We start from the raw sequence: 25,894 nt of genomic DNA, 5'->3' as shown, positions 1-25,894 counted from the left end.
ATGGCTCTCGAACTGCCCGCCCTGCCCTATGCCTATGACGCGCTCGGACCCTACATGTCCAAGGAGACGCTCGAGTATCACCACGACAAGCACCACCAGGCTTACGTGACTAACGGCAACGCCGCGCTGAAGGACAGCCCGCTGGCGGACAAGTCGATCGAGGAGATCTGCAAGATCGCCTTCGCCGACAAGATCGCGCCCCTCGTGAACAACGTGGGCCAGCACTACAACCACCTGCACTTCTGGAACTGGATGAAGCCCAACGGCGGCGGCAAGAAGATCCCCGCCAAGCTGCAGGCTGCCATCGACGCCGACCTCGGCGGCTATGACAAGATGCGCACCGACTTCATCCAGGCCGGCGTCACCCAGTTCGGCTCCGGCTGGGCGTGGATCGCCAAGAAAGACGGCAAGCTCGTCATCATGAAGACGGCGAACGGCGAGAACCCGCTGATGCACGGCGCCTCGCCCATCCTCGGCTGCGACGTGTGGGAGCACAGCTACTACATCGACTACCGCAACCTGCGCCCCAAGTATCTCGAGGCCTTCGTCGACAATCTCGTCAACTGGGACTACGTCGACGAGATGTTCTCCAAGGCGTGATCGCCTGCGAGGTTATGAGACAACGAACGGCCGGGTTTCGCCCGGCCGTTTCCACATGAAGGATGCCTGATCTTGGTTCCAGTCTTCGACGGCCATAACGACGTGCTGCTCCGCCTGTGGATGAAGAAACAGGCCGACCCCATCGCCGATTTCCTGAACGGCGATGAGGGCGGCCACCTTGACCTGCCGCGCATGATCAAGGGCGGCTTCCAGGGCGGCTTCTTCGCCATCTTCGCGCCGAGCCCCCAAGACGCCGACCTTGATGACGACGAGGACATGAACCCGCCGCCCGCCAACACGGTGGGCCAGATCGGCGCACTCAACGCCACAATCGGCATGGCCTCCATCCTGTTCCGCATCGAGGAACGTTCGGAAGGCCGATTCAAGGTGTGCAGAAGCGCCGCCGAAATCCGCGACGCCGTGGCGCAAGGCAAGATCGCCGCGATCTTCCACATCGAGGGTGCGGAAGCCATCGACCCTGAACTGAAGTCGCTCGATGTGCTGCACAAGGCGGGCCTCCGCTCCATCGGCCTCGTCTGGAGCCGCGACAATGCATTCGGACACGGCGTGCCGTTCAAGTTCCCGTCATCGCCCGACACCGGGCCCGGCCTCACCGAGGCGGGCAAGGCGCTGGTGCGCCGCTGCAACGAACTCAAGATCATGGTCGACGTCTCGCATTTGAACGAGAAGGGCTTCTGGGACGTGGCGCGGCATTCGACGGCGCCCATCGTCGCCACCCATTCCAATGCACATGCGCTGTCCGCATCATCGCGCAACCTCACGGACGATCAGTTGAAGATCATCGGCAAGTCGGGCGGCATGATCGGCCTCAACTTCGCCAACGGTTTCCTGCGCGCCGACGGCCGCTGGCAGAGCGAGAATGGTTTGGACACCATGCTCCGCCACCTCGACCACCTGATGAAGATGGCGGGCGAAGATCACGTGGGGCTCGGCTCCGACTTCGATGGCGCCCGGATCCCCTCGCAGATCGGCGACGTGACCGGACTTCCCCGTCTGGTCGAGGCTATGGCCGCGCACGGCTATGGCGAGAAGCTCGCCCAAAAGCTGTGCTCCGAAAACTGGATGAAGGTTCTGGAGCAAACCTGGGGCGAATAGCCCGGCGAAGGGGTTTGCGCCCGATTATTAGCAGTGCTAATAATTCATCATGAAATTTTCCGAGTGGCTCGCTAATAGCGGCACATCGCAATCCGAACTGGCACGGCGGCTGGGCATCACCCAGGGCCGCGTCTCGCAGCTTGTGGCGGGGGCGCTCCCCTCGCTCGATCTGGCCAACAGGATTGCCGCCACCACGGGCAACAAGGTGCGCGCGCAAGATTTTGGAGACCAGACCATGGCGAATGAACAGAAGCTCGACCTCGTCGAAGAGGCGATCAAGGCAATTGCCGGCGGTGAAATGGTGGTGGTGGTCGACGACGACGACCGTGAGAACGAGGGCGACCTGATCGGCGCCGCCGCCAAGATCACGGCCGAGCAGATGGCCTTCATGGTGCGCCACACCTCCGGAATCGTGTGCACGCCGATCACCGCAGAAGACGCCAAGCGCCTGAAGCTCGACCCCATGGTGGCGCTGAACGACGCGCCCATGGGCACCGCCTTCACCGTCACCATCGACTACAAGGAAGGCCTCACAACCGGCATCTCGGCCAAGGAGCGCGCGGCCACCTGCCATGCGCTCGCCAACCGCAACGTGGTGGCCGATGACTTCGTGCGCCCCGGCCACATCTTTCCGTTGGTCGCCAGGTCCGGCGGCGTCCTCATGCGCTCGGGCCACACGGAGGCCGCCGTCGACCTTGTGAAGCTCGCGGGCCTCCACCCTGCTGGCGTCATCTGCGAACTCGTCAACGACGATGGCTCGGTGAAGCGCGGGCCCCAGAACTTCGCCTTCGCGCGTGAGCATGGCTTCAAGATCATCTCGGTGGCTGACCTCATCGCCTATCGCCAGCGCCGCGAGCGCCTCGTCGAGCAGACCGCGCAGTTCGACGTCGAAACGGTGATTGGCAAGGCCAGGGGCTATTCCTTCGTTACCCCGTTCGACCAGGTGGAACAGCTGGCGCTGGTGTTCGGCGACATCTCGGCGGCCAAGGCCGTTCCCGTGCGGCTCCACCGCGAGAACGTGATCGAGGACGTGTTCGGCACGCGCGCCACGCTCAACAAGGTGTTCGAGGTATTCAAGCGCGAGGGTTCCGGCATCCTCGTCTACCTGCAGGAAGGGGCCGCCGGCGTTCCGGCAGGCCAGCTGTCGGGTGCGGAAAAGACCGGCAGCGCGGCCCAGCGCCAGCAGTCCTGGCGCGACGTGGGGCTGGGTGCCCAGATCCTGCGCGACCTCAACGTCAGCACGATCCGCCTCATCTCATCCTCCAACCGCCACTATGTGGGGCTCTCGGGCTTCGGCATCGAGATCGCCGAGACGATCAAGCTCGACTAAGGCCCCGGGCGCGGCATAAGTTGGCGCCATGCAGACGGCGCGACCAAAACAGGCAAAGGACGACGAGCCCGTGATCATCGGCTGGCGCGAAAAAGTGAGCCTGCCGCAACTCGGTGTGGGCACCTTCTCCGCCAAGATCGACACGGGCGCGCGCTCCGCAGCACTGCACGCCACCAGCATCGAGCGCGACGATCATCATGTGAACTTCGTGCTGCCGCTACCCAAGCGCCACCAACATTGCCGCCTTCCGCTGAAGGGCCTGCGCCGCGTCAAAAGCTCCAACGGCCAGATCGAAACCCGCGCCGTGGTCGAGACCGACGTGAAGATCGGGGCAACCACGCTGCGCATGGAAATCACCCTCACGGACCGCACCGACATGGGTGTGGCCATGCTCATAGGCCGCAGCAGCATCGGCCATGACTTTCTCGTCCACCCGACGAAGACCAACATCCTGTCCGCGAAGAAACGCAAGGCACCATGAAGATCGCACTGCTCACACGAAACCAAAAGCTCTACTCCCACCAGCGCCTGATCGAGACGGCACAGAAGCGCGGACACGAGATGGTGCCGATCGACTATCTCAAATGCTACATGAACATCACGTCCAAGAAGCCCGAGCTGCGCTTCCAGGGTGAAAGGCTCGAGGGCTTCGATGCGGTGATCCCGAGGATCGGGGCGTCCCACACTTTCTATGGCCTCGCAGTGCTGCGCCAGTTCGAGATGATGGGCGTCTACCCGGTGAATGAATCGGTGGCCATCGGCCGATCGCGTGACAAGCTGCGCTCGCTGCAATTGCTGTCGCGCGATGGCGTGGGGCTTCCCGTCACCGCCTTTGCCCATGATTCAAAGCGCACCGATGACCTGCTTGACATCGTCGGTGGCGCGCCCGTCGTCATCAAGCTGCTGGAGGGCACGCAAGGGATCGGCGTGGTGCTGAGCGAGACGCACAAGTCGGCGAAGTCCGTGGTCGAGGCGTTCCATGGTGCCAACGTGGCGATCCTCGTGCAGGAGTTCATCAAGGAGGCGGAGGGCAGCGACATCCGCGTCTTCGTGGTCGGCCGCTCAATCGTGGCGGCCATGGAGCGCCGAGGCGCCAAGGGCGACTTCCGCTCCAACCTGCACCGCGGCGGCACCGCCAACATGATCGAGCTGACGCCGCTGGAGAAGGCCACTGCGCTGAAGGCCGCCCGCTCCATGGGCCTCAACGTGGCAGGCGTCGACATGCTGCGCTCGTCCCATGGGCCAGTGGTGATCGAGGTCAACTCCTCTCCCGGCCTTGAAGGCATCGAAAAGGCGACGGGCGTGGACGTGGCCAGCACCATCATCCGCTTCGTCGAGCGCCATGCGAAGCCCGGCCGCACCCGCACCCGGGGCAAGGGATGAGCGCCTTCAATCTCGGCGACGTGGACGTGCAGCCGGGCCAGCGCGCCACGGTAGATTTGCCGGTCAGCACGCTGTCGAACCACACCCATGTGACACTGCCAGTGCACGTGGTGCACGGCGAGGCGGCCGGCCCCACCATGTTCCTGTCCGGCGCCATCCATGGCGACGAGATCCAGGGCGTGGAAATCATTCGCCGCATCCTCACCCATCCGGCGCTGCAAACCCTGCGCGGCACGTTGCTGGCGGTGCCCATCGTCAACAGCTTCGGCTTCCTCAACCACACCCGCTACATGCCGGACCGGCGCGACCTCAACCGTTGCTTCCCAGGCTCCGACCGCGGCTCGCTGGCAAGCCTCGTCGCCGACATCTTCTTCCGCGAGGTGGTGCTGAAGAGCCGGTATGGCGTCGACTTCCACACGGCAGCACTCCACCGCTCGAACCTGCCGCAGGTGCGATTGGCGCCGGACGAACCGGAACTCCTCAGGATGGCGCAGGCCTTCGCGCCGCCGGTGATCCTGATCTCCAAGCTGCGCGAGCGCTCTCTCCGGCTTTCCGCTGGCGAGGCGGGCGTGAAGGTTCTGCTTTACGAGGGCGGCGAGGCATTGCGCTTCGACGAACTTGCAATCGACGCAGCGGTGCGCGGCACGCTGCGCGTCATGGCGCATCTCGGTATGGTGGAACCAACGTCACGGCCCGTCGGGCAGACGGTATTTTCGGATGCCAGCTCCTGGGTTCGCTCGCCAGAGAGCGGCATTCTCCACACCACGCGCAGCATCGGCGACCGCGTCGGCAAGGGCGAAGTGGTGGGCGTGGTCGCTGATCCACTGGGTCAGACATCGCTGCCGCTGTTCTCCGAATGGGACGGCATCATCGTCGGCCGTACCAACCTGCCGCTGGTCAACCGCGGCGACGCGGTGTTCCACATCGCGCGGGCCATGCCGCTGGCCAGCATTCATCAACATCCGGGCGAAGCGGTGGCGCTGGCGGACGAGGACGAGATCATCTAGCTCCGCACTCACCACTCATCATGCGCGGGCTTGACCCGCGCATCCTTTTCGCGGCCACTGAAAGAGATGGCCGGGTCAAGCCCGGCCATGATGAGAGAAGGTAGCGTGTCGTTCTGGCAACCTACTTCCACTTCATCCCGCCCAGTATTCCGCGGATGATGATGTTGCCGATCTGCCGCCCTGCGGTGCTGGCCATGTTCTTGACGAAGCGGTCGGTGGCGGTCTCGCGGCCCGACGTGCGGGACTGGGCGCGCGCCTGCTGGTCGGCCTCCTTCTGCGCGGCCTTGTCGACCTTTTCCTGCTCGGCCGCCACGCCGCGCTCCTCGGCGCGCTTCGTCAGTATCTCATAGGCCGACTCGCGGTCCTCGCTCTCCTCGTAGGAGCCATAGACCGGCGAGTTCTTGATGATCTTCTGGCGCTCTTCGGGCGTGATCGGGCCCATGCGGGATGACGGCGGACGCACTATGGTGCGTTCCACCATGGTGGGCACGCCCTTGAGGTCCAGCACGGAGACCAGTGCTTCGCCCTTGCCGAGCTGGGTGATCGCCTCTTCCGTCTTGAAGGCGGGGTTGGACCGGAAGGTCGAGGCGGCGGTGGCCACCGCCTTCTGCTCGCGCGGGGTATAGGCGCGCAGTGCGTGTTGCACGCGGTTACCCATCTGGGCGAGCACGCTTTCAGGCACATCCAGCGGGTTCTGCGTCACGAAATAGATGCCGATGCCCTTGGAGCGGATCAGCTTCACCGTCTGCTCGATCTTCTGCACGAGTCCGGGGGGCGCCTCGGAGAACAGGAGATGCGCCTCGTCGAAGAAGAACACCATCTTCGGCTTTTCGGGGTCGCCCAGTTCCGGCATGCGCTCGAACAGTTCCGACATCATCCACAGGAGGAAGGTGGCATAGAGCTGCGGCGAGTTGATGAGCTTGTCGGCGGCGAGCACGTTCATGTAGCCCTTGCCGGCCGGCGTGGTGCGCATCAGGTCATGGATGTCGAGTGCGGGTTCGCCGAAGAAGTTGTTGCCGCCCTGCTCCTCCAGCACCACCAGGCGGCGCTGGATGGCCCCGATGGTGGGCGCGGCGAGGTTGCCGTATTCGGTGGTGAGCTCCTTGCCGCGGTCGCCCAAATCCTTCAGCAGCGCGCGCAGGTCCTTGAGGTCGAGAAGGGCGAGGCCTTCCTTGTCGGCCAGCTTGAAGGCGATGTTGAGAGCACCTTCCTGCGCATCCGTCAGCCCCATGAGGCGCGACAGCATGAGGGGGCCCATGTCCGAGATGGTGGTGCGGATCGGGTGGCCCTGCTGGCCGAACAGGTCCCAGAAGATGGTGGGGATGGCCTCGAAGCCGTAGTCGTCAAAGCCCATGGACTTGGCGCGCTCGATCAGCGCGTCCTTGGGCTCGCCTTCCATGGCGATACCGGAGAGATCGCCCTTCACGTCCGCCGCGAAGACGGGCACACCCGCATCGCAGAAGCCCTCCGCCAGGATCTGCAGCGTCACCGTCTTGCCGGTGCCGGTGGCGCCCGTGACCAGGCCGTGGCGGTTGGCCATGGCGAGGAACAGCTCCTCGCGCTTGGCGCTCTGGCCGATGAAGATTGTCGAATCGGACATGGTCGCGGACCCCCGGAAAATTCGCTTTGAACAACCCTTTCTTGCTATAAGCGGCCGGGTTTCGCAACGAGAGTGAGCAGGATTTCAGAGCATGCAGGAGCTGATAGACCGTATCGTGACGGCAAGCGGGCTGAGCCCCGAAAAGGCCGAGAAGGGCCTCGGCATCATGCTGAACCTGATCAAGACCCAAGGAAACCAGAACAAGGTGCAGGAGCTGTTCGACAAGCTGCCCGGCGCGGCGGAGCTTGCGCAATCCCAGGGCGGCGACGGGGCAGGTTATGGCGGCGGTGGGCTGCTCGGCATGCTGGCCGGCGGCATGATGGGTGGCCCCCTGGCCGCCATCTCGAAACTCTCTGCCGCAGGCCTGTCCATGGACCAGATCAAGGCGCTGGGCACCGCCACGGTGGACTATGCCAAGGAGCAGGCAGGCCCGCAGCTGTTGAAAGAGGTCGCTGGCTCCATTCCGGGCCTTTCCGGCTACGTCTGACCCATCCCGATTAGACCAAGGGCGGTTTGCGGCGGCCCCCTGTCTTCGCTAGTGTTTTCGCAGTTGCAAAAGACTGGGTTTGACATGAGTGATCTGAAGCTGGCCTCCGAGTTCCCGGCGCTTGGCCGGGCCGACTGGATGAAGCGCGTCGAGGCGGTGCTGAAAGGCGCCTCCTTCGAGGAGAAGCTGGTCCATTCATCGGCCGACGGAATCAGGCTCGAACCGCTTTACGGCCAGCTGGCCGGCCCCCGCGCGGCACGGGCCACGCAGGTGCCGTGGACGCTGCACCAGCGCGTCGACCACCCGGATGCGGCGCGCGCCAATGGACTGGCGCTTGACGACCTTGCCAATGGCGCCACCGGCCTCGTGCTGGTGATGAAAGATTCGGCTACCGCACGCGGCTATGGAATCGATCCCTCGCTGCTGGCGCGCGTGCTGCAGGGCGTTCACCTTCACGCCGTGGCGCTTCGCGTCGAGGGCAGTGCCTCCATGGCGCTGGCCGAACTGATCGCCACGCAGCCCATCGACCCCGAGCGCCTCAACGCCTCATTCGCGCTGACCAATCCCGCCGACGCGGCGGAGCTCGCCCGGCGCGGCTATACCGGTCCCTACATGGAAGCCGACGGCCGCAGCTGGCACGAGCAGGGTGCCACCGAGGCGCAGGAGCTGGGTGCCACGCTGGCGACCGCCGTGGCCACGCTGCGCTCGCTCGAGAGACTGAACGACGTCCACCTCGTGCGGTCTGTCGGCATCACCCTGGCGGCGAACCAGGACATGTTCGCGACACTCGCCAAGTTCCGCGCCATACGCCTGCTGTGGCGGCGCGTGCTGCAGGCGGCGGGGCTTCCCGATGCGCCCTTGCGCCTTCATGCCGAAACCTCATGGCGGATGATGGCCGTGAAGGACCCGCACACCAACATCCTGCGCGCCACCACCGCCGTGTTCGGCGCAGGGCTGGGCGGGGCGGACTCGATCACCGTGCTGCCCTTCTCGCTGGCGCAAGGGTTGCCCAATGCTTTTGCCCGCCGTGTTGCCCGCAATGTGCAGAACGTGCTGGCGGAGGAATCGAACCTGTGGCGCGTCGCCGATCCGGCCTCGGGTGCGGGCTACATCGAGACCTATACGCAGGGCCTGTGCGAAGCGGCCTGGAAAGTGTTCCAGGCGGCAGAGGCTGGTGACTGGCCCGCACCCAACCCGTCTTCAACGGCAGGCCTGCCAGTCATTGGCACCACCGCCTATCCGCTGCGCGACGAATTTGCCCCCGAGACGGAGGCCCTGTCATGAGCCGCATCCCGAACTTTGCGCAGGTTGCGCTCGAGACCTCCCACGTCGACGGTTGTGCAGCACAGGACTGGCTGACGCCCGAAGGCCTGCACGTGAAGTGCGCCTATGGCCCGGAGGACATGAAGGGCATCGACTTCCTCAACACGTGGCCGGGCGCATTGCCCTACCTGCGCGGTCCCTACCCCACCATGTACACGACCCAGCCCTGGACCATCCGCCAATACGCGGGCTTCTCCACGGCGGAGGATTCCAACGCCTTCTACCGCCGCAACCTCGCGGCCGGTCAGATGGGCCTGTCCATCGCATTCGACCTCGCCACGCATCGCGGCTATGATTCGGACCACCCGCGCGTGGCAGGTGACGTCGGCATGGCGGGTGTTGCCATCGACTCGATTTACGACATGCGCACGCTGTTCGACGGCATTCCGCTCGACCAGATGACGGTGTCGATGACGATGAACGGTGCCGTGCTGCCGATCATGGCGCTCTACATCGTGGCGGGCGAGGAACAGGGCGTGCCGCCGGAGAAGCTGGCTGGCACCATCCAGAATGACATCCTCAAGGAGTTCATGGTCCGCAACACCTTCATCTACCCGCCGCCTGCATCGATGAAGATCGTCTCGGACATCTTCAGATACACATCCGAAAGGATGCCGAAGTTCAACTCGATCTCGATCTCCGGCTATCACATGCAGGAGGCCGGAGCGACGGCGGACCTCGAGCTTGCCTACACGCTGGCCGACGGCCTGGAATATGCCAAGGCCGGGGTGGACGCCGGCATGCCGATCGACAAGTTCGCGCCGAGACTCTCCTTCTTCTGGGCCATCGGCATGAACTTCTTCATGGAAGTCGCGAAGATGCGCGCGGCCCGCATGATCTGGGCCAAGCTGATCAAGCGCTTCGACCCCAAGGACGAACGCTCGCTCAACCTGCGCACCCATTGCCAGACGAGCGGCTGGAGCCTCGCCGCGCAGGACGTGTTCAACAACGTCACGCGCACCTGCATCGAGGCGATGGCCGCGACGCAAGGCGGCACGCAGTCGCTGCATACGAACTCGCTCGATGAAGCACTCGCACTGCCCACCGACTTCTCGGCCCGCATTGCGCGCAACACGCAGCTCTTCCTGCAACAGGAGGCAGGCACAGCCAAGGTGATCGACCCGTGGGGCGGCAGCTATTTCGTCGAGCGCCTCACGATGGACCTCGCGCAGAAGGCCTGGAAGCACATCGAGGAGATCGAGGCGATGGGCGGCATGGCCAAGGCCATCGAGGCCGGCATCCCGAAATCGCGCATCGAGGAAGCCGCAGCAAGGACGCAGGCCCGCATCGACACCGGCGAACAGGCGGTGATCGGCGTCAACAAGTACCAGGTGGCAACGGATGAGAAGATCGACATCCTGAAGGTGGACAATTCCGCCGTGCGCGCTGCCCAAATCGAGAAGCTGCAGCGCCTGCGCGCCGAGAGGAACGAGGCCGAGACGCAAGGCCTGCTCGCGAAGCTCACCGAGGTGGCCCGCACCGGCCAGGGCAACCTGCTCGCCGCCGCCATCGATGCCGCACGCGCCAAGGCGACAGTGGGTGAAATCTCGCTCGCACTCGAGAAGGTGTTCAACCGCCACACCCCGGCGATCCGCGCCATGAAGGGTGTTTATGCCGCCACCCCGCGCGACAAGCACAAGATCGAGCAGGTCCAGCATGCCGTGGCGGCCTTCAAGGAGTCGGACGGCCGCGCGCCGAAGATCCTTGTCGCCAAGGTCGGCCAGGACGGCCATGACCGCGGCCAGAAGGTGATCGCCTCGGCCTTCACCGACATGGGCTTCGACGTGGTGATCGGCCCGCTCTTCGCAACCCCGGAAGAAGTGGCGGAGCAGGCCGTGAAGGAGAGGGCCCATGCGGTGGGCGTCTCGACGCTGACGGCAGGCCATCTGACGCTGGTGCCGCTCTTGAAGGCCGCGCTCGACAAGGCCGGCCGCTCCGACATCATGATCGTGGTCGGCGGCGTCATTCCGCCGGAAGACGTGCAGACGCTCATCGACATGGGTGCCGCTGCCGTGTTCCCGCCGGGCACCGTGATCCCCGATGCGGCCCTGTCACTTCTCGAAAGGCTGAACCAGAAGCTCGGCTACGCCCAGCGCGCGGCGGAGTGAGCTAAAGGTAGCCACTTAACTCATCATGCCCGGGCTCGACCCGGGCATCCTTTTTGCGTCCACGGAAAAGAATCGCCGGGTCAAGCATGGCGATGATGAGGTGTGCGGCGATCAGAATTTCACCTTCGCCATGGTGGCGCGGTGGTCGCTGGGCCACGGCGTCACCACGATGTCGGCCTCGGGTGCCTTCTCGCCGACGATGCCGGCGGAGATCACCTGCAGGTCCTTGGCGCGGGCAAGCGCGAAGTCGATGCGGTCGTGGTGGTCGTCCTTGGCGGTGGGTTCGCTGGTGGGCGTCCATGTCATGCCGGGCTTGGCGCCCGCGTCCGGATAGATTGCGCGGAACGTGTCCACGAAGCCCTTGTCCTCGATGGCCTTGACCGTCGGGAACGGCACGACCAGCGGCTGCAGACCGGCCTTCACCGCAGAGTCGGTCCAGTCGCGGTGCGACGGCTCGTTGAAGTCGCCGAACACGAAGGCGGCGTCCGCCTCGCCTGCTGCCGCCATGTCATCGAACAGCAGCTTCAGGGCGGGGCCGCGGGTCGCCTCGGCGGTCTTCACCGCCTCATCCGCCGTCTTCAGGAAAGGCGCATCACCATATTCGATGCCGAGCAGCTGGTATGGTTGGTAGGGCGAGTCATCGAGGTGGATGTTGAACACCTGCACCTTGCGGCCGTCGACCATGATCTCGACGCCCGTGTCATTGGGCGTGGCCTTGCCGATCGGATAGCGGCTCAAGATGGCATTGGCCCACAGCGCATCGTTCTGCTTGGTCTGGTCATAATAGTGGTAGCCAAGCGCTGCTGCGAGCTTGGGGGCAACGCTGTCGCCGACTGCCGGGCAAACGTCGGCGGTGCAGGGATCACTCTCCAGCCGCGTTTCCTGAATGCCGATGATGTCGGGGTTCACGGCCTTGATGACCGCCACCGTCTCATCCACCGGCTTCTGCTCATTGGCACCACCGCCCCAGACGTTGAAGCTCATGACAGTGAGGTCGGTTGCCTGGGCCGCAGTGGCACCGGCAGCGACAAGAAGAGCGGCAAGCAGCGAACGTTTCATGGTGGTCCCCCAAGCTGATGCACAACCTTGGGGACACTATGTGACGGTCGGTTTACAACCGCAAGCCCCGCACCTCGCCCACCTCGATCTTGCGCCAGTTGGCGAGGTCGTGGTGACGGAAGCGCTCCAGCGTGGCTTTCTCTTCCGGCGTCCACACGTCGAGACCCGCAAGGACGGCGGCGATGCCGACTTCGGCGGCACGCCCCGCGCCGTCGTCAACCTTGAGCGCGATGCCGAGGCCGGCATGCGGGATACAGGCGCAGTAGACGCCCTCGGCACCAGTCTTGATGAACAGGCGCGGCACGGCTTCCATGATGAGGGTGTCGAAGTCACCCGTGCCTGCCACCATGAAGGGATGCTTGCGCACCGCCTCGGTGATGCGGCGGGCAGCGGCGTCGTCCGGGTCCGAGAAGCGCGCGAAGGCAAGGGCCAGGTTCTTCAGCGGAATGGCCCAGGTGGGCACCGAGCAGCCGTCGATGCCGACAGGCTGCTGCGATAGGTCGATGTCGCAGAGTTCGCCGATGCGCCTCGCGATGGCCTGCTGCACCGGATGGTCCAGCTTCACATAGCCGTGCGGGTCGGCTTTCAACTGGCGGGCCAGCGCCAGCATGCCGGCGTGCTTGCCCGAGCAGTTGTTGTGCACGGCCGCACAGGGCTGGTTGTGGCGCACGAGATCAAAGCGCGCCTCCTCGAAATAGGGCCAGTGGGCGCCGCATTCATAGAGGTTCTCGGCATTGCCGCCCTTGGCCAGCATGGCGCGCGCCACGCGCACATGCTCGGGTTCGCCATTGTGCGAGGAGCAGCACAGCGCGATCTCTTCGTCGGTGAAGCCGAAATGGTCCGCCGCACCACTCTCGATCACTGGCAGGCACTGGAAGGCCTTGATCGCCGAGCGCGGATAGACGGGCGCCGCGATGCCACCCTCGGCGGCCACCACGTGGCCCGCCCGGTCCACCACGGCATAGGCGCCGCGATGCCGGCTCTCGATGATGTCGCCACGGGTGACTTCGGCGATCACGGGGTTGTTCATGCACGCGTCTCCACAATCTTCCTGTGCGGCGAGGCCGCGAGGTACCATCCATAGGCCAGCAGCTGGGCGGCGAGGAAGATGCCGATGGCCCAGCTGTAGCCTTGCGGGCTGTAGCCCGTCCCGCTCGCCGGGAACAGCCCGATGATGAGGCCCACCAGGTATTGCGAGGCGAAGGCCGCAACGAACATGGTGAAATTGATCGTGGCGTTTGCGCGGCCCGCCACTTCCTTGCCGATGTGCGCGGCGAACCACGGGAAGGCCAGCACCGCCACCTGCCCGAAGGCGGCAACGAAGAGCCATGCCGGAAACATCAGCCCCTCCACCCGCAGCACGATCACCGCCTGCGCCATGAAGTAGAGCAGGTTGAAGCCCAGCATCACCTGCATCGGACCGATGCCGCGCCGCGCCAGCCGATCAGCGATGACGCCCACCGACAGGATGCCCACCATGAAGGCCACCGCCATGAACAGCAGGTGGTGGGCCACCTGCTCGCGCGAGAAGCCCATCACGTCGCGCAGCCAGGGGCCGGCCCATAGTGTCTGGATGCCGATCTGCACACCGGAGGTGAGGCCGAGGAGCGGTGCGATGCGCCAGAACAGCGGCGTCTTCATGATGGCGATCATCTGGCCGAACTGCTGCTTCAGCGGCGCAGGCGTGGTGAGCGTGTCCTTGCGTGGCGCTGCTGCAAGGATGAGGCCGGCGGCGAGCAGGATCAGCCCGGCGAAGACCAGGAAGGCGTTGCGCCAGCCGATGAGGCCGACCAGCCATTCGGTGGGCTCCGTCGCCACCACCACGCCGAGCGCGCCCATGGACATGATCGCCGTGTTGGCGAGCGAGCGGCGCTCGGCCGGAACCCAGGTGGCGGAGGACTTGTAGCTGGCCATCAGCCCGGCCGAGAAGCCAAGGCCGATCACCGCGCGGGCGGCAAAGAGGCCGAGGAAGTCCGGCGCGAAGGCAAAGCCCACGCAACCCGCGGCCGCCACGCTGAGGAGCCCGGCCTGCACCTTGCGCGGGCCATACCGGTCCAGCAGCACGCCCAGCGGCAACTGGAACAGCGCGAAGGCGCCGAGATAGGCCGCCGTGAGCAGGCCCAGTTCGCCCGGCGTGAGGCCGAGGTCCTTGACGAGGTCCGGCGCCACCACGGCGTTCACCGCACGCAGCAGGTAGGACATGAAATAGCCGGCCGCGAAGGGCAGCAGGGCGGAGAAGACGAGGCGAAGCAGTGTCATGACTGCAACACTCTCGTCGTAATCCGGTGTTAAGGCAACGCTGGGAAAAAAAGCGCTTGTGTATCGCGCAGGATTGCTTATGTGCGCGCCTTCACAACGCCATCACCTCTTCGAAGGACCTTGCCCGTGATCCGTCGCGCCCTTGCCTTCCAGCACATGGATGACGAACCGCCCGGCCTGTTCGGCCGCTTCCTTGCCGAGCAAGGCGCGGAGCTCGATGTGGTGATGCTGCACAGGGGTGAGGCGATTCCGTCGCTCGCCCCTTATGATTTTCTGCTGGTCATGGGCGGCGCCATGGACGTGTGGGAGACGGACGCCCACCCGTGGCTGAAAGACGAGATCGCCGCCATCCGCGAATGGACCCTCCAGCGCAACCGCCCCTACATTGGCGTCTGCCTCGGGCTGCAGCTGCTGGCCGTGGCATTGGGCGGCGAAGTTGGCCTCGCCCGCGCGGCCGAGGTCGGCTTCGGCAAGGTGGAACTCAACGCGCTGGGCCATGCTCACCCGCTGACGCGCGGCCTGCCCTCCACCTTCAAGATCATGCAGTGGCACCACGCCGAAGTGACCAAGCTTCCGGCCGGTGCGGAAGTGCTCGCCTCCTCCGCTGTGAGCCCCGTTCAGATCATGTCGGTCGGCCGCGAGATCATGGCAACGCAGTTCCACGGCGAGCTGACCCCAGCGCTGATCGACCGCTGGGCGCAGATCCCGCAGTACCTCGAATGGCTGGACCAGGCCGTGGGCCCGGGCGCTTACAGCCGCGTCAAGAATCAGTCCCGACTGCAGTTGACGCGAACAGAACGGGTGAGTCGCGCCATGTTCGACAATCTGCTGGCGTCCCGCCGCAACCTGCGCAAGGCGGCTTGAGCGCATCTCGGCACTGAATGCCTGTTTAACAGGCAGAATTTGCGCAGAATTTCATCATATTTCTTTGAGATTGCAAGAGAAACGGCTTCGCAGGCTGGCGTAGGTATAACAATTGCCACCCGTCGCTCGACTAAGAAATTTACACTATAGGTTGTTTTATAGCATCCCCACGCACACCAAAGGCGGGCCCGACGACAGCGGCAGCAAACCCTTGTGATAAAATGGGGAAACGTAAACACATGACGAACGTGACTTCGAAAAACCGTGCCGACAAGGATGTGCTGGACGCGGCAACAACCAGAACACGCCTTGAACTGATGTGGGGAAAATCCTTCGACCCGGAGGCCATGGGAACCAACCGCCTTCACCCGGCGGAGACCGCGCGCTTCATTGCCGATCAGATGCGCAAGCTTCGCATCGCGGCGATGCGATCAGGCCATTCGGCCCTCGTGTGGATGATCGAGAGTGCCTACTACGAGGCCTATACGCATGGGTGCAGCAAGCACGGGCTTGAGCCCGAGCCCGCCCGCCGCCGCGCCTAGGCCGGGAGACGGCGAAACGATACGAACTTGGGAAGATCAGAACCTTTAGGCCCTGCCTGGAGGTTCTTTTCTGTAATCGACTGCATCGAGTTGGTGCCCGCTGCGGGCTTGGCACGCATCAACTGGGCAATAACCGGGTCAAGTGTTGGACTGTCGAGACCGATGATCCCCAGTCCGGCCAGGGCACTTCGCACGGTGCAGCCAGCACCCAGGAATTTCATGACCCCTGATACTGCGAGCGGGCCATCGGGGCGGCAGGTCAGGAACATCGTGGAGAAGCAATCAGGGCCTGCCATCGGTTGAAGGTTGACGAACGTGATGCCGCGCAGGAGCCTCGACGCTTGGGCGGAGCCGATCAGGCTTGCCCCGCTCGGGCCATAAACGACCGGGCCGCCATGCCGGACGTGGTTGGCGGTATGGCCCATGGTGTCTGCATTGTGGAAAGAGTTGCGGCAAGTCTGAATTTGCCCGCCCCCTGGACGGTTCATGACATGGACGAGCCACGGCTCCAGAAGGTTCGGGTGTCCGAGGACCGGAAGGAAATTGTAATAGAAACCGTTCTGCAAGACGCCCTGCACCGATTGCCGCTGGGCATGGAGCCCTCCAAAGCTGGAGCGAATGGCACTAAAATCGATTTCTGAGTTGAAAATAAAATTCTCGCCGGGAGGTTCTGTCGCTTGGTCCGCCATGAGGTGTTCCACGCTCACGCCAAGATAGTCGCAGATCTTCCACATGTTGCGGGCGCTCGGGAGCATTTGCCCCGCGAGATACTTGTTGAACTGTTGGCGATTGATGCCCGTCCCCTTGCAGACACGGGCAATCGACCCAACCCTCATACAATGTTCACGCAATTCCTTCGAAAAGGCAGTCGCAGACATGGCCTTAACCCCGTGTAAATGGCGCCCGCAGTCATAGGTAAAATTACGATATTATTACAATCGAAAATGGCATCAGAATCACCGTGACGCAACAATTCCAGTTAGAAATTTGTTGATATCCTTCGGCATTCCCTTACGTCAATCAATGCAGCGCGTTCTCACGCTTGATCTCGGAGACCTTGAGCCCGCCTTCGCGTGGCAACGTGGCGGCCTGGCGGCCCCCCCTCAGTCTGCGAAATCGAAAGGTTCTATTGCGTTCTTTTCAGTATTTCTCCCAATCAGCTAGACACAAATACTTTCGCAAACGCGCGCATGGAAAACAAACTTTACGCTTCGCGAAACTGAGAAATTTGAATTTCATGTTGTTTGCAATAGCCTCATGTCTACCAGAGGTGTGGCTGACGATAGCTAAAACAACCTCTGTGATAAAATGGGGAAACGTAAACACATGACGAACGTGACTTCGAAAAACCGTGCCGACAAGGATGTGCTGGACGCGGCAACAACCAGAACACGCCTTGAACTGATGTGGGGAAAATCCTTCGACCCGGAGGCCATGGGAACCAACCGCCTTCACCCGGCGGAGACCGCGCGCTTCATTGCCGATCAGATGCGCAAGCTTCGCATCGCGGCGATGCGATCAGGCCATTCGGCCCTCGTGTGGATGATCGAGAGTGCCTACTACGAGGCCTATACGCATGGGTGCAGCAAGCACGGGCTTGAGCCCGAGCCCGCCCGCCGCCGCGCCTAGGCCGGGAGACGGCGAAACGCCATGATCTTGGGAAGATTGGAACCTTCGATCTCAGCTCGGAGGTTCTTTTCTGTAATCGACTGCATCCAATTGGTGCCCGCTGCGGGCTTGGCCCGCATCAAATCAACGATGACGGCGTCGGCCGCCGGGTCGTCAAGGCTCACAATGCCCATGCCGGACAAGGCACGGTGAGCCGTGCAATCAGCACCGAGGAAGTGCATGACGCCAGACAGGGCCAATGGAACCTCTGCGCGGCTTGTGAGAACCATTGCCGGGAAATAATCTTGGCCCACCACAGGCTGGAGCTTGACGAAGATATTGCCGTGCATGGGTCGCGGCGTTCGCGCAGTGCCGATCAGGCTCGCCTCATCCGGACCATAGGCCACCGGGCCGCGATATCTGATGCGGTCGGCGGCGTAACCCATGACTGCGCCGTTGCGGAAACGGTTGCGGCAGGTGTGGACCTGCGTCCCGTTGGGGCCGTTCGTGATGTGCACGAGCCATCGCGCCACGAGATTCGGGTGATTGCGGACGGGGAAGTAGGCGCGATAGGAACCATTGCCCAGCAAGGCCTGGTGCGGCGGAATCGACGTCGATGCCGCGAAGCCAAAATCGATTTCTGTCGGGACCGGGCGGTGTTCCCCGGTTGCTGGCGTGAGCCAGCCCGAAATCAATCGCTCTTCGCTGACACCTCAGTAGCTGCAGATCTTCCGCATGGTGCGGGCCCCGGGCATGATCTGGCCCGCGAGGTATTTGTTGAACTGCTGACGGTTGATGCCGGTGTGCTTGCAGGCCTGGACAATGGTGCCCCGGGCCAGAACCAAGCCTTTCAAATCTTTACTAAATTTCTCTGCAGCTCTCTGCATGAGTCGTCCCTTGTGGAAAAATTATTCTAATTTTTTCACTATCTCCCGCTTAAGTTACGTCGCGACCTGCAATCGATACTAATCAATCCAGGACACCGCTGGCTGCTGTGGAAAAATATTTGATAGGAAGCAGCGTCAACGCAACCCGTCTTCACCTTTTATTTCAGAGACTTGCAGGCCGCCGACGCGCGGCAGGGGGCGGCCGCCGGTGGTGACGGCAACGGCGATCACGATTTCGTTAGCGCGCGGCGCATCCGGGACGCGCACTTCCATGCCGTCGAAGTGACTCCGAACGAAGGCGGCGTCCTTGTGGCCCAGCGGAATGTCCAGCGCCACGCCCATGCCGCCGCGCTTCTTGGAGGACGGGATGAGGGCAGCACCCTTGCCCAGCACCTTGCGGAAGGGCGCGCCGAGCTTCGGATGGAGGAGCGCGGCGGCATGCTCGAGCTCGCCGTTTTCACCCACGGCGGCTGCCTTGCCGTAGCTTTCGACGTTGCCGCCGTTGCCACTTTCGTTGTTGCCCGATGCATTCAAAGCAGCAACCGCGCGCTCCGCCAGCAACTGGCCCAGTTCCTCGCCGACGTCGATGAGCTCAGAGAGGTCTTCCTGAAATTTTCCGGCGAAGGGGTTGGCGATGACGGCGATCGCCGCGGCGCGGCGGATGGGTGGTGAGACCGATTGACCCTGCTCGGTCAGCGTCTCGTCCACCACGGTCATGATCTTGCGGATCTTCGCCTTCATCGCAGTCCATCCTCTCCCTTGACGTCGGCCACGGCCAATCCGCCCGCCCGGGCGTGAACGCGCGGGCCTGTTGTCATGACCAGCCCCAGCACCAGCTCATTGGCGCGCGGCGCATCGGTGATGCCGACCTCGACCGAGTCGAAGTGGCTCCTCACGTAGGACGCGTTGATGTGGGTGACGGGAATGTCGAGACGGGTGCCCGGGCCCCCCACCTTCTTGGCGGAGGGCACGATGGCCTTGGCGCCGCCCAGCACCTCGCGCATCGAATAGCCGCCCGGCGCATGCCAGAGGGCGGCGTGCTCGAGTTCGCCCGCCTCGCCGACGATGGAGCCCTTGCCATAGCCCTCGATGGATTTGGGGTCGCCGCCCAGTGCCGCCAGAAGGCGCCGCGCCATGTCGAGGCCCAGCGGCTTCAGGTCGTCCATGAAGGGCAGGATGTTGTCGTGGAAGGACCCGGCATAGGGGTTCTCGACGACGGCGAGGATCACGCCGCGCTTCGGCGGCACGGCAGCGGGAGGGCCACCCTCATGATGGATCTCCTCAACGGAGACGAGGAATTTCCTGACTTTGACTTCCGGCATCGATCCTCCCAAGCGTGCGGGTCTGGCCCGCGAGGTGCAGTGCGACGGCGGTGATGCACCTTTCGCCCAGCAGCAGCTTGGCGAAGGCTACACCAGCATCAAGTGCGGCGGCAATTTCATTGCTGTGCAAGGCCCCGACGCCACGGGTGACCGGCCTTTCGCCAAGGTCGCTGTCGGGCTGGAGATCGACGGCCGGAACGCGGGTCACCGCGGGGTGGGCGGGCAGGTTCACCGCATTGGCGATGAGGGTGGCGGCGGCATCGGCCATTGAGGCACGCGCGGCCAGCACCGTCACCGCATCGGCAATGCCGAGCGAGAAGGAGCGCCCGCGCCAGCCGCTGGTGGCGATGCCGTGCACATGGTCATCCGGGGTTATGCGCGCGGTGGAGAACAGCGAGGGCCGGTCCGGCCGGTCAACGAGGCCCACATCATAGTGCTGGCCCTGCGCGAGGTGGAGCGCAATGTCGCCGCCATTGTTGACGAAGGCGCGGGTGAGCGGGGCTGCTGCGAGCATGGCCGACAGCATTTCCTCTGCCACGCTTCCCGCCACCGCCGCCATGGGCGTGATGAAGGCGTGGCGACCCAAAGGCTCCGTGGCGCGCCACATGCGCCGCGCCACCGCACCCTGCGGTTCCGCCTCCACGCGCCTGCGGAGCAACGGCAGTTCGGCCGTGAGTTCATCGAGCACGGTGGCGAAGCGGGCATGCACTGCGGCATAGGCGCGGCCCACCTCTGCCGCATCACCTTCCGCGCCGATGATCAGGTCAATGGGACCATCATTCAGGTGCAGCCTGCGGCCATCGGGCAGCATGCGCGCCTGAACGCGGGTCATGGGACACGTGCCTTGATCGCTTGCAGCACACGTTCAGGCGTGGCCGGGATCTGCGTGATGCGGGCACCCGTGGCGTGGTGGATGGCGTTGAGGATGGCGGGGGCCGTGGGGATCAGCGCCTGTTCGCCGATGCCCTTGGCACCAAAGGGCCCCGCGGAGGATGCGCGCTCGATGAGGATGGACTCGATGGGCGGCACGTCGCCGATCGTCGGGATGAGATAGTCATGCAGGTTCTCGCCGCGCCCCGGGGTGAACTCTTCCATCAGCGCCATGCCGATGCCCTGGGCGACACCGCCCTCGATCTGGCCCTCGACGAGGATGGGGTTGATGGCACGCCCCACGTCATGCGCCGCCACGATGCGCAGCACCTGCACGCAGCCAAGCCTGGTATCAACCTCGACCTCGGCCAGATGCGCGCCATAGCCATAGACGGCATAGGGAATGCCCTGGCCATTGGCATCGAGCGGTGCCGTCGGCGGATCGAAGGTTTCTTCCGCGCATTGCACATAGCCGAAGCCATCACGCGGCAGGCTTGCGAGATCGATGGTGCGGACGACAGTGTCCTCGCGCACGACAAGCCTTCCGTTGTCGAGCGACAGTGTCGCCCCCTCGCCCGCATTGGCGAGCCTGAGCAGCTTCTGGCGCAGCGCGCGGCCTGCACGCTCGGCGGCGGTGCCGGTGACGAAGGTCTGGCGCGAGGCGGAGGTCTTGCCGCAATCGGGTGTGAGGTCTGTATCCGCCGAGACGAGATCGATCAGCGACAGCGGCAGGCCCAGCGCATCCGCGGCGATCTGCGTGATCACGGTGTTGGCGCCCTGCCCGATGTCGACGGCACCCTGGTGCAGCGACAGGCGGCCATCGGGCTTCAAGCCGAAGCGGATGGTGGAGGGGTTGGGGAGCGAGGTGTTGCCGCAGCCATAGAACATGCCCGCGACACCGACACCGCGCTTGAAACGTTCGCTCGTCGCATTGAACGCCGCCGCCGCGCGGCGCAATTGCTGCCACTGCGGCTTCAGTGCCTCGAAGCAGTCGCGGATGCCGACGCCATCGCCCATCACTTGCCCCGTGACGGTGGGTGTCGTGTCGGTCAGTGCATTGTGGATGCGGAAGTCGAGCGCGTCGAGACCGAGCTTGTGCGCCAGCATGTCGAGCATCTGCTCCTGTGCCACCACGGTCTGTGGTACGCCGAAGCCACGGAACGCACCGGATGGCACGCAGTGGGTGAGCACGGCGCGCGTGTTGGCGCGGTAGTTCGGCACCACGTAAGGACCCGAGGCATGCACCGGCACGCGGTTGGCCACCGTCGGGCCCCAGGAGGAATAAGCGCCGGTGTTGAAGTCGCCCTCGAAATCCATGGCGAGCAGCTTGCCGTCCTTCGTGGCCGCCATGCGCGACCGCATGATGGCCGGGTGGCGCTTGGTGGTGGACTGCAGCGATTCAGGCCGCGTGTAGACCATGGCGGCGGGACGACCCGTCACCCATGCGGCAAGCGCCACATAGGGCTGCACCGAAAGATCGAGCTTGGAGCCGAAGCCGCCGCCGCAGGCGGAGGGGATGATTCGGATCGCTTCCGGCGGCAGGCCCATGATGGCGGCGGTGTCGTCACGGTCCATGTAAGGTGCCTGGGTGGAGGCTGTGATCTCGATGCGATCGCCCACGCGCCGCGCCCAGCCCGCTTCCGGTTCGATATAGGCGTGTTCGACGAAGGCCGTTTCGAACGTGCCTTCCACCAAGACTGCACCCAAAGCCAGTGCCATCGGCACGTCACCCGTCTCGACATGGCCGCGCACGAGGATGTTGCCGGGCCGCTTTTCATGCAGCTGTGGCGCTGCCGGGTCGAGTGCTGCCGCGATGGTGAGGACGGGTGCGCGTTCCTCCCACGTTACGGGGAAGGTGGAGAGATCGAGAGCCTCGATGGCGGCACGCTCGCCCACCACCGCCGCAACGGCCTCGCCACGGAAGCGTGCCTCGCCCTCGGCGAAGACCGGCTGGTCGGCGAAGGGCGGGATGACGCCGAAGATGTTGCGGCCGGGAATGTCTTGCGCGGTCAGCACGCGCTGGAGGCCCGGATGCGCGGAGATGAATCCTGCAATATCGCCGAAGCGGAAGGAGGCGCGATGATGCGGTGAGCGGATGGCCTTCATCCACAGCGCATCCGCCGGGATGGCATCGGCGCCATAGGCTTCCGTGCCGTCGACCTTCGGGACGCCGTCAAGCCGCGCAATGCGCGCGCCCACGGCGCGGCCCTGCTCCGGCATGGCCTCGAGATGAATGCTGCCGCTTGCCGCATCTTCGACTGCGTCGATGATCTTGGCATAGCCGGTGCAGCGGCAGAGCACGCCGCCAAGTGCATCCTCGATCATCGCGCGCGTCGGCTTCGCTTCACGCTCCAGAAGGGCAACGGCCGCAACCAGCATGCCGGGCGTGCAGATACCGCACTGCGCAGCACCGCGCGCCAGGAAGGCCTGCTGCAGCAGAGCACCCTTGTGAGAGGCCTTGAGGCCCTCGACCGTGGTGACGTGCGTGCCTTCCGCCTGTGCGGCGGGAACCATGCAGGCACAGGCGACCTCGCCATCGATCAATACCGTGCAGGCGCCGCAGTCGCCCGCGTCGCAGCCGCTCTTGGTGCCCTTCTGCCCGAGATCGGTGCGCAGCACCTCGCTGAGGCGCGTCGCCGGGGCGGCTTCGCAGCGGACGGCCGTGCCGTTGAGTTCAAAGGAAATCACGCGAACCCCGCTGCAAGGTCCAGCGCCTCTCCGACAGCCGAGCGTGCGGCCTCCAGCCGGTAGGTCGCACTGGCGCGCACATCATCGATGGGCGACAGGCCTGCGAGGTGGCGCGCGGCGACGATGGCGGATGGTTTTCCGGCAAGGCCGCGCAAATCACTTTCAAGCTCGGGCAGGCGTTGCGCCACAGGCGAGGCCGCACCAACCGCCACGGCCGCGCGCGCGATGCGGCCCTGCGCATCCTTCTCGACGACCGCCGCAGCCATGAGGATGGAGATCACGAGATAGCGCCGGGCACCCAGCTTCACGAAGGCGGAGCGCGCAGCGGGCGCCGGGCTCGGCACCAGCACCGCCGTCACGATCTCGCCTGGGCGCAGCGCGGTGCGGCGATAGCCGGTGATGAAGGACGATAGTGGCAGCAGGCGCAGCCCTGTGGGCGAGGCGAGTTCGACGCTGGCATCGAGGCTCAGCAATGGCGGCACGCCATCCGCCGCGGGCGAGGCATTGCACAGGTTGCCGGCGATGGTGCCGCGGTTCTGGATCTGGATGGAGCCCACCTCGCGCGCCGCCGCCTTGAGGCCGTCGAAGGCGGGGGAAAGCGTAGCGCGCAGGATGTCAGTCCAGGTCGTGGCAGCGCCGAAGCGGATGACATCCGCCGTTTCGGTGATGCCGCGCAGGCCTTCGACGCGGGAAAGATCAACCAGGGGGCGCGCCAGTGGCTTGCCAACATGCGCCGGGTAGATATCCGTGCCGCCGCTGACCGCCAGCGCACCTTCGGCGGCCATGGCGCGGGTTGCTTCCTCGATGGTTCTCGGCCGGGCATACACGCCGGGATTTCCTTTGCCTGTTCTTGCGGCAGATAGTGTGTCCCGCCTCCGGCCCTGTCAAGGACGGGTGGTGGCCGCAACCTGATTCATCGCGCGAAATCAAATTGCTAAGACTGAATGTTCACCGTAACTTGTGGTCTCTCACTTTTCCTGTGGAGTGACACTGCTTGGAACGGCGCCTTACCACAATCCTCTCGGCTGATGTCGCGGGCTATTCGCGGCTGATGGAGCGCGACGAGGCGGGCACGCTGGCCGAGCTGATGGAGCGCCAGCAGGCGATCATCGACCCGCTGATCGCGCAGAACGGCGGCCGCATCTTCAAGACGCTGGGTGATGGCTTTCTCGCCGAGTTCGGCAGCCCGGTGAACGCGGTGAGCTTCGCCGCCGCCATGCAGCAGGCCTCCGAGGCGCGCAATGCCAACCTGCCGGAAGACCGGCGCATGAGCTTCCGCATCGGCATCAACCTTTCCGACGTCATCGTCGAGCAGAGTGATATCTTCGGCGAGGGCGTGAACGTTGCCTCGCGGCTGCAGGCCATTGCCGAGCCGGGCAGCATCTTCATTTCCGAAACCGTCTACCAGCAGGTGGGGCGCCAGCTGCCGCTGGGCTTCGAGGATGCAGGCAGGCGCCAGCTGAAGGATACATCCGGCCTCACCCAGGCCTGGCGCGTGGCCGGCAGCACGGAGCGTCAGACGCGGCGGCGCGGCGGTGACGGGCACCAGGCCTCGATCGCGGTGCTGCCCTTCGTCAACATGTCTGGCGACCCGGAGCAGGATTATTTCAGCGACGGCATCACCGAGGACATCATCACCGACCTCTCGAAGATCTCCGCGCTCTTCGTCGTCTCGCGCAATACCGCCTTCACCTACAAGGGCACGACCGAGGACCTCGATCGCGTGGCCGCGAGGATGGGCGTGCAATATCTTCTCGAAGGCAGCGTCCGGAAGGTGAACGACCGGGTGCGCATCACCGCGCAGCTGATCGACGGGCGCACCAACGGACATGTCTGGGCCGAGCGCTATGACCGCAAGTTCGAGGACATCTTCGAACTGCAGGATGCCATATCACATGCCATCGTCGACGCGCTGCGCCTGAAGATGCTGCCAAAGGAACGCGAGACCATCTCACAGCGGCCCACCTACAACAGCGAGGCCTATCGCTTCTACCTGATGGGCCGCAGCTTCTTCCACCGCGGCCATACGCGGCGCTTCTTGAGGCTGGCGAAGCAGATGTTCCAGCGCGCCCTCGACATCGAGCCTGACTATGCTGCGGCCCATGCCGGCATTGCCGATTGCAACTCGCACCTGCTCGACGCAGGCGACACATCGATCACCACCAACGAAATCTTCGAGCAGAGCGAGCGGGCACTGGCCATCGATGCGACACTTGCCGAAGCCCATGCCTCGAAGGGCCTCGCGCTCTATACCGCCGGGCGCTACGAGGAGGCGGAGGCGAGCTTCGACCGCGCCATCGCGCTGAAGCCCGACCTGTTCGAGGCCTATTTCTTCTATGGCCGCAACTGCTTCAACCGCGGGCAATATGGCAAGGCGGCGGAACTGTTCGGCAAGTCGGCGGAACTGAAGAGCGATGATTTCCGCGCGCTGGGCCTGCAGTCCATGTGCTTCCAGTCACTCGGCAAGCTGGAGGAGGCGCGCCAGTCCGCCAAGGCGGCACTTGCCCGGACTGAATCTGCCGTGGCAGAGCGCCCGGACGATGCCGATGCGCTGGCCTTTGGCGCGGGTCTTCTCGCGGTGCTGGGCGAGAACGACCGCACGCGCGACTGGGCCGAGCGCGCCTCGATCATCGAGCCCGACGACTTCTACATGCATTACAACATCGCCTGCGCCTATGCGATCCTGGGCGAGACGGAACTGGCACTCGACCGGCTGGTGCGCATCATGGGACCCACGACGCTGCGCTCGCTGCAGGAATTCATACTGCATGACAGCGACCTCGACGTGCTGCGCCAGCACCCGCGCTTTGCCGAGATATTGAAGAAACTGGGAGACTGAGA

The 25,894-nt window shown here is 64.5% G+C and carries 25 protein-coding genes; 13 read left to right on the top strand and 12 right to left on the bottom strand.

The window, feature by feature from the left end; translation table 11 throughout:
* The 6 genes from WCJ41_RS09045 to WCJ41_RS09020 form a co-directional block, all read left to right on the top strand.
* A partial coding sequence (locus WCJ41_RS09045) for a superoxide dismutase (protein ID WP_336905523.1) occupies positions 1-600 on the top strand: 600 nt, incomplete at its 5' end.
* A 66-nt stretch (positions 601-666) separates the two neighbouring features.
* A complete protein-coding gene (locus WCJ41_RS09040; protein WP_336905525.1) occupies positions 667-1,716 on the top strand; it encodes a dipeptidase in 1,050 nt (349 codons plus the stop codon).
* Between the two features lie 49 nt (positions 1,717-1,765).
* Positions 1,766-3,046: a 3,4-dihydroxy-2-butanone-4-phosphate synthase gene (gene ribB, locus WCJ41_RS09035; protein ID WP_336905522.1), complete on the top strand. Its 1,281-nt coding sequence runs from the start codon at positions 1,766-1,768 to the stop codon at positions 3,044-3,046.
* A gap of 28 nt (positions 3,047-3,074) precedes the next feature.
* Positions 3,075-3,527, top strand: a complete 453-nt coding sequence (locus tag WCJ41_RS09030) for a RimK/LysX family protein (protein WP_336905521.1) — start codon at positions 3,075-3,077, stop codon at positions 3,525-3,527.
* Positions 3,524-4,429 carry a 30S ribosomal protein S6--L-glutamate ligase gene (rimK, locus tag WCJ41_RS09025; protein ID WP_336905520.1) on the top strand — a complete coding sequence of 302 codons (906 nt, stop codon included), beginning with the start codon at positions 3,524-3,526 and terminating at the stop codon, positions 4,427-4,429. The genes WCJ41_RS09030 and rimK overlap by 4 nt, the downstream gene beginning before the upstream one ends.
* Positions 4,426-5,436 (top strand): succinylglutamate desuccinylase/aspartoacylase family protein, encoded by a 1,011-nt coding sequence (locus WCJ41_RS09020; protein ID WP_336905519.1) that lies wholly within the window; start codon positions 4,426-4,428, stop codon positions 5,434-5,436. Before rimK ends, WCJ41_RS09020 begins: the two co-directional genes overlap by 4 nt.
* A 121-nt stretch (positions 5,437-5,557) precedes the next feature.
* Here WCJ41_RS09020 and WCJ41_RS09015 read toward each other — a convergent pair whose 3' ends face one another.
* Positions 5,558-7,036 (bottom strand): helicase HerA-like C-terminal domain-containing protein, encoded by a 1,479-nt coding sequence (locus WCJ41_RS09015; protein ID WP_336905518.1) that lies wholly within the window; start codon positions 7,034-7,036, stop codon positions 5,558-5,560.
* Positions 7,037-7,127: 91 nt separating this feature from the next.
* On the opposite strand from WCJ41_RS09015, the gene WCJ41_RS09010 reads away from it, so the two are divergent.
* The 3 genes from WCJ41_RS09010 to scpA all read left to right on the top strand — a co-directional run bounded on the left by WCJ41_RS09010 (position 7,128) and on the right by scpA (position 10,954).
* The gene (locus tag WCJ41_RS09010; RefSeq protein ID WP_336905517.1) at positions 7,128-7,523 is read left to right on the top strand and encodes a DUF2267 domain-containing protein; all 396 of its coding nucleotides are present in this window, start codon (positions 7,128-7,130) and stop codon (positions 7,521-7,523) included.
* A gap of 84 nt (positions 7,524-7,607) precedes the next feature.
* Positions 7,608-8,807 (top strand): methylmalonyl-CoA mutase family protein, encoded by a 1,200-nt coding sequence (locus WCJ41_RS09005; protein ID WP_336905516.1) that lies wholly within the window; start codon positions 7,608-7,610, stop codon positions 8,805-8,807.
* Positions 8,804-10,954, top strand: a complete 2,151-nt coding sequence (gene scpA, locus WCJ41_RS09000; RefSeq protein ID WP_336905515.1) for a methylmalonyl-CoA mutase — start codon at positions 8,804-8,806, stop codon at positions 10,952-10,954. Before WCJ41_RS09005 ends, scpA begins: the two co-directional genes overlap by 4 nt.
* A 111-nt stretch (positions 10,955-11,065) precedes the next feature.
* On the opposite strand, the gene WCJ41_RS08995 is transcribed toward scpA, so the two are convergent.
* From WCJ41_RS08995 to WCJ41_RS08985, 3 genes are read right to left on the bottom strand one after another with little or no spacing between them, the layout of a single operon-like run.
* The gene (locus WCJ41_RS08995) at positions 11,066-12,013 is read right to left on the bottom strand and encodes an endonuclease/exonuclease/phosphatase family protein (protein ID WP_336905514.1); all 948 of its coding nucleotides are present in this window, start codon (positions 12,011-12,013) and stop codon (positions 11,066-11,068) included.
* 52 nt (positions 12,014-12,065) lie between these two features.
* The gene (locus WCJ41_RS08990; protein WP_336905513.1) at positions 12,066-13,043 is read right to left on the bottom strand and encodes an asparaginase; all 978 of its coding nucleotides are present in this window, start codon (positions 13,041-13,043) and stop codon (positions 12,066-12,068) included.
* The gene (locus WCJ41_RS08985; protein WP_336905512.1) at positions 13,040-14,272 is read right to left on the bottom strand and encodes an MFS transporter; all 1,233 of its coding nucleotides are present in this window, start codon (positions 14,270-14,272) and stop codon (positions 13,040-13,042) included. Before WCJ41_RS08985 ends, WCJ41_RS08990 begins: the two co-directional genes overlap by 4 nt.
* 126 nt (positions 14,273-14,398) lie before the next feature.
* Here WCJ41_RS08985 and WCJ41_RS08980 point away from each other — a divergent pair, with 126 nt between their 5' ends.
* Positions 14,399-15,136, top strand: a complete 738-nt coding sequence (locus tag WCJ41_RS08980; RefSeq protein ID WP_336905511.1) for a type 1 glutamine amidotransferase — start codon at positions 14,399-14,401, stop codon at positions 15,134-15,136.
* 239 nt (positions 15,137-15,375) lie between these two features.
* Positions 15,376-15,678: a hypothetical protein gene (locus WCJ41_RS08975; protein ID WP_336905509.1), complete on the top strand. Its 303-nt coding sequence runs from the start codon at positions 15,376-15,378 to the stop codon at positions 15,676-15,678.
* Here the strand turns inward: WCJ41_RS08975 and WCJ41_RS08970 are convergent.
* A complete protein-coding gene (locus tag WCJ41_RS08970) occupies positions 15,675-16,556 on the bottom strand; it encodes a helix-turn-helix transcriptional regulator (RefSeq protein WP_336905510.1) in 882 nt (293 codons plus the stop codon). The genes WCJ41_RS08975 and WCJ41_RS08970 overlap by 4 nt on opposite strands.
* A gap of 448 nt (positions 16,557-17,004) precedes the next feature.
* On the opposite strand from WCJ41_RS08970, the gene WCJ41_RS08965 reads away from it, so the two are divergent.
* On the top strand, positions 17,005-17,307 hold the full coding sequence (locus tag WCJ41_RS08965) for a hypothetical protein (RefSeq protein ID WP_336905509.1): 303 nt from the start codon (positions 17,005-17,007) through the stop codon (positions 17,305-17,307).
* Here WCJ41_RS08965 and WCJ41_RS08960 read toward each other — a convergent pair.
* The 7 genes from WCJ41_RS08960 to WCJ41_RS08930 all read right to left on the bottom strand — a co-directional run bounded on the left by WCJ41_RS08960 (position 17,304) and on the right by WCJ41_RS08930 (position 23,880).
* Entirely contained in the window at positions 17,304-17,981 is a 678-nt protein-coding gene (locus WCJ41_RS08960) for a hypothetical protein (RefSeq protein ID WP_336905508.1), read from the bottom strand. The genes WCJ41_RS08965 and WCJ41_RS08960 overlap by 4 nt on opposite strands.
* An 18-nt stretch (positions 17,982-17,999) precedes the next feature.
* Positions 18,000-18,131: a hypothetical protein gene (locus WCJ41_RS08955; protein WP_336905507.1), complete on the bottom strand. Its 132-nt coding sequence runs from the start codon at positions 18,129-18,131 to the stop codon at positions 18,000-18,002.
* Between the two features lie 177 nt (positions 18,132-18,308).
* Positions 18,309-18,914 (bottom strand): amino acid synthesis family protein, encoded by a 606-nt coding sequence (locus tag WCJ41_RS08950; RefSeq protein WP_336905506.1) that lies wholly within the window; start codon positions 18,912-18,914, stop codon positions 18,309-18,311.
* Complete coding sequence (locus WCJ41_RS08945) at positions 18,911-19,495, bottom strand: amino acid synthesis family protein (protein ID WP_336905505.1); 585 nt, start codon at positions 19,493-19,495, stop codon at positions 18,911-18,913. The genes WCJ41_RS08950 and WCJ41_RS08945 overlap by 4 nt, the downstream gene beginning before the upstream one ends.
* Positions 19,455-20,327: a UPF0280 family protein gene (locus WCJ41_RS08940; RefSeq protein ID WP_336905504.1), complete on the bottom strand. Its 873-nt coding sequence runs from the start codon at positions 20,325-20,327 to the stop codon at positions 19,455-19,457. Before WCJ41_RS08940 ends, WCJ41_RS08945 begins: the two co-directional genes overlap by 41 nt.
* A complete protein-coding gene (locus tag WCJ41_RS08935; RefSeq protein WP_336905503.1) occupies positions 20,324-23,053 on the bottom strand; it encodes a molybdopterin cofactor-binding domain-containing protein in 2,730 nt (909 codons plus the stop codon). Before WCJ41_RS08935 ends, WCJ41_RS08940 begins: the two co-directional genes overlap by 4 nt.
* A complete protein-coding gene (locus tag WCJ41_RS08930) occupies positions 23,050-23,880 on the bottom strand; it encodes an FAD binding domain-containing protein (protein ID WP_336905502.1) in 831 nt (276 codons plus the stop codon). Before WCJ41_RS08930 ends, WCJ41_RS08935 begins: the two co-directional genes overlap by 4 nt.
* A 167-nt stretch (positions 23,881-24,047) precedes the next feature.
* On the opposite strand from WCJ41_RS08930, the gene WCJ41_RS08925 reads away from it, so the two are divergent.
* Positions 24,048-25,892, top strand: coding sequence for an adenylate/guanylate cyclase domain-containing protein (locus WCJ41_RS08925; protein ID WP_336905501.1), 1,845 nt, complete (start codon positions 24,048-24,050; stop codon positions 25,890-25,892).
* Positions 25,893-25,894: the final 2 nt, after the last annotated feature.

The sequence above is a fragment of the Aestuariivirga sp. genome, from assembly GCF_037139295.1.
Classification (GTDB): Bacteria; Pseudomonadota; Alphaproteobacteria; order Rhizobiales; family Aestuariivirgaceae; genus Aestuariivirga.
This window is presented reverse-complemented; position numbering and strand designations above follow the sequence as displayed.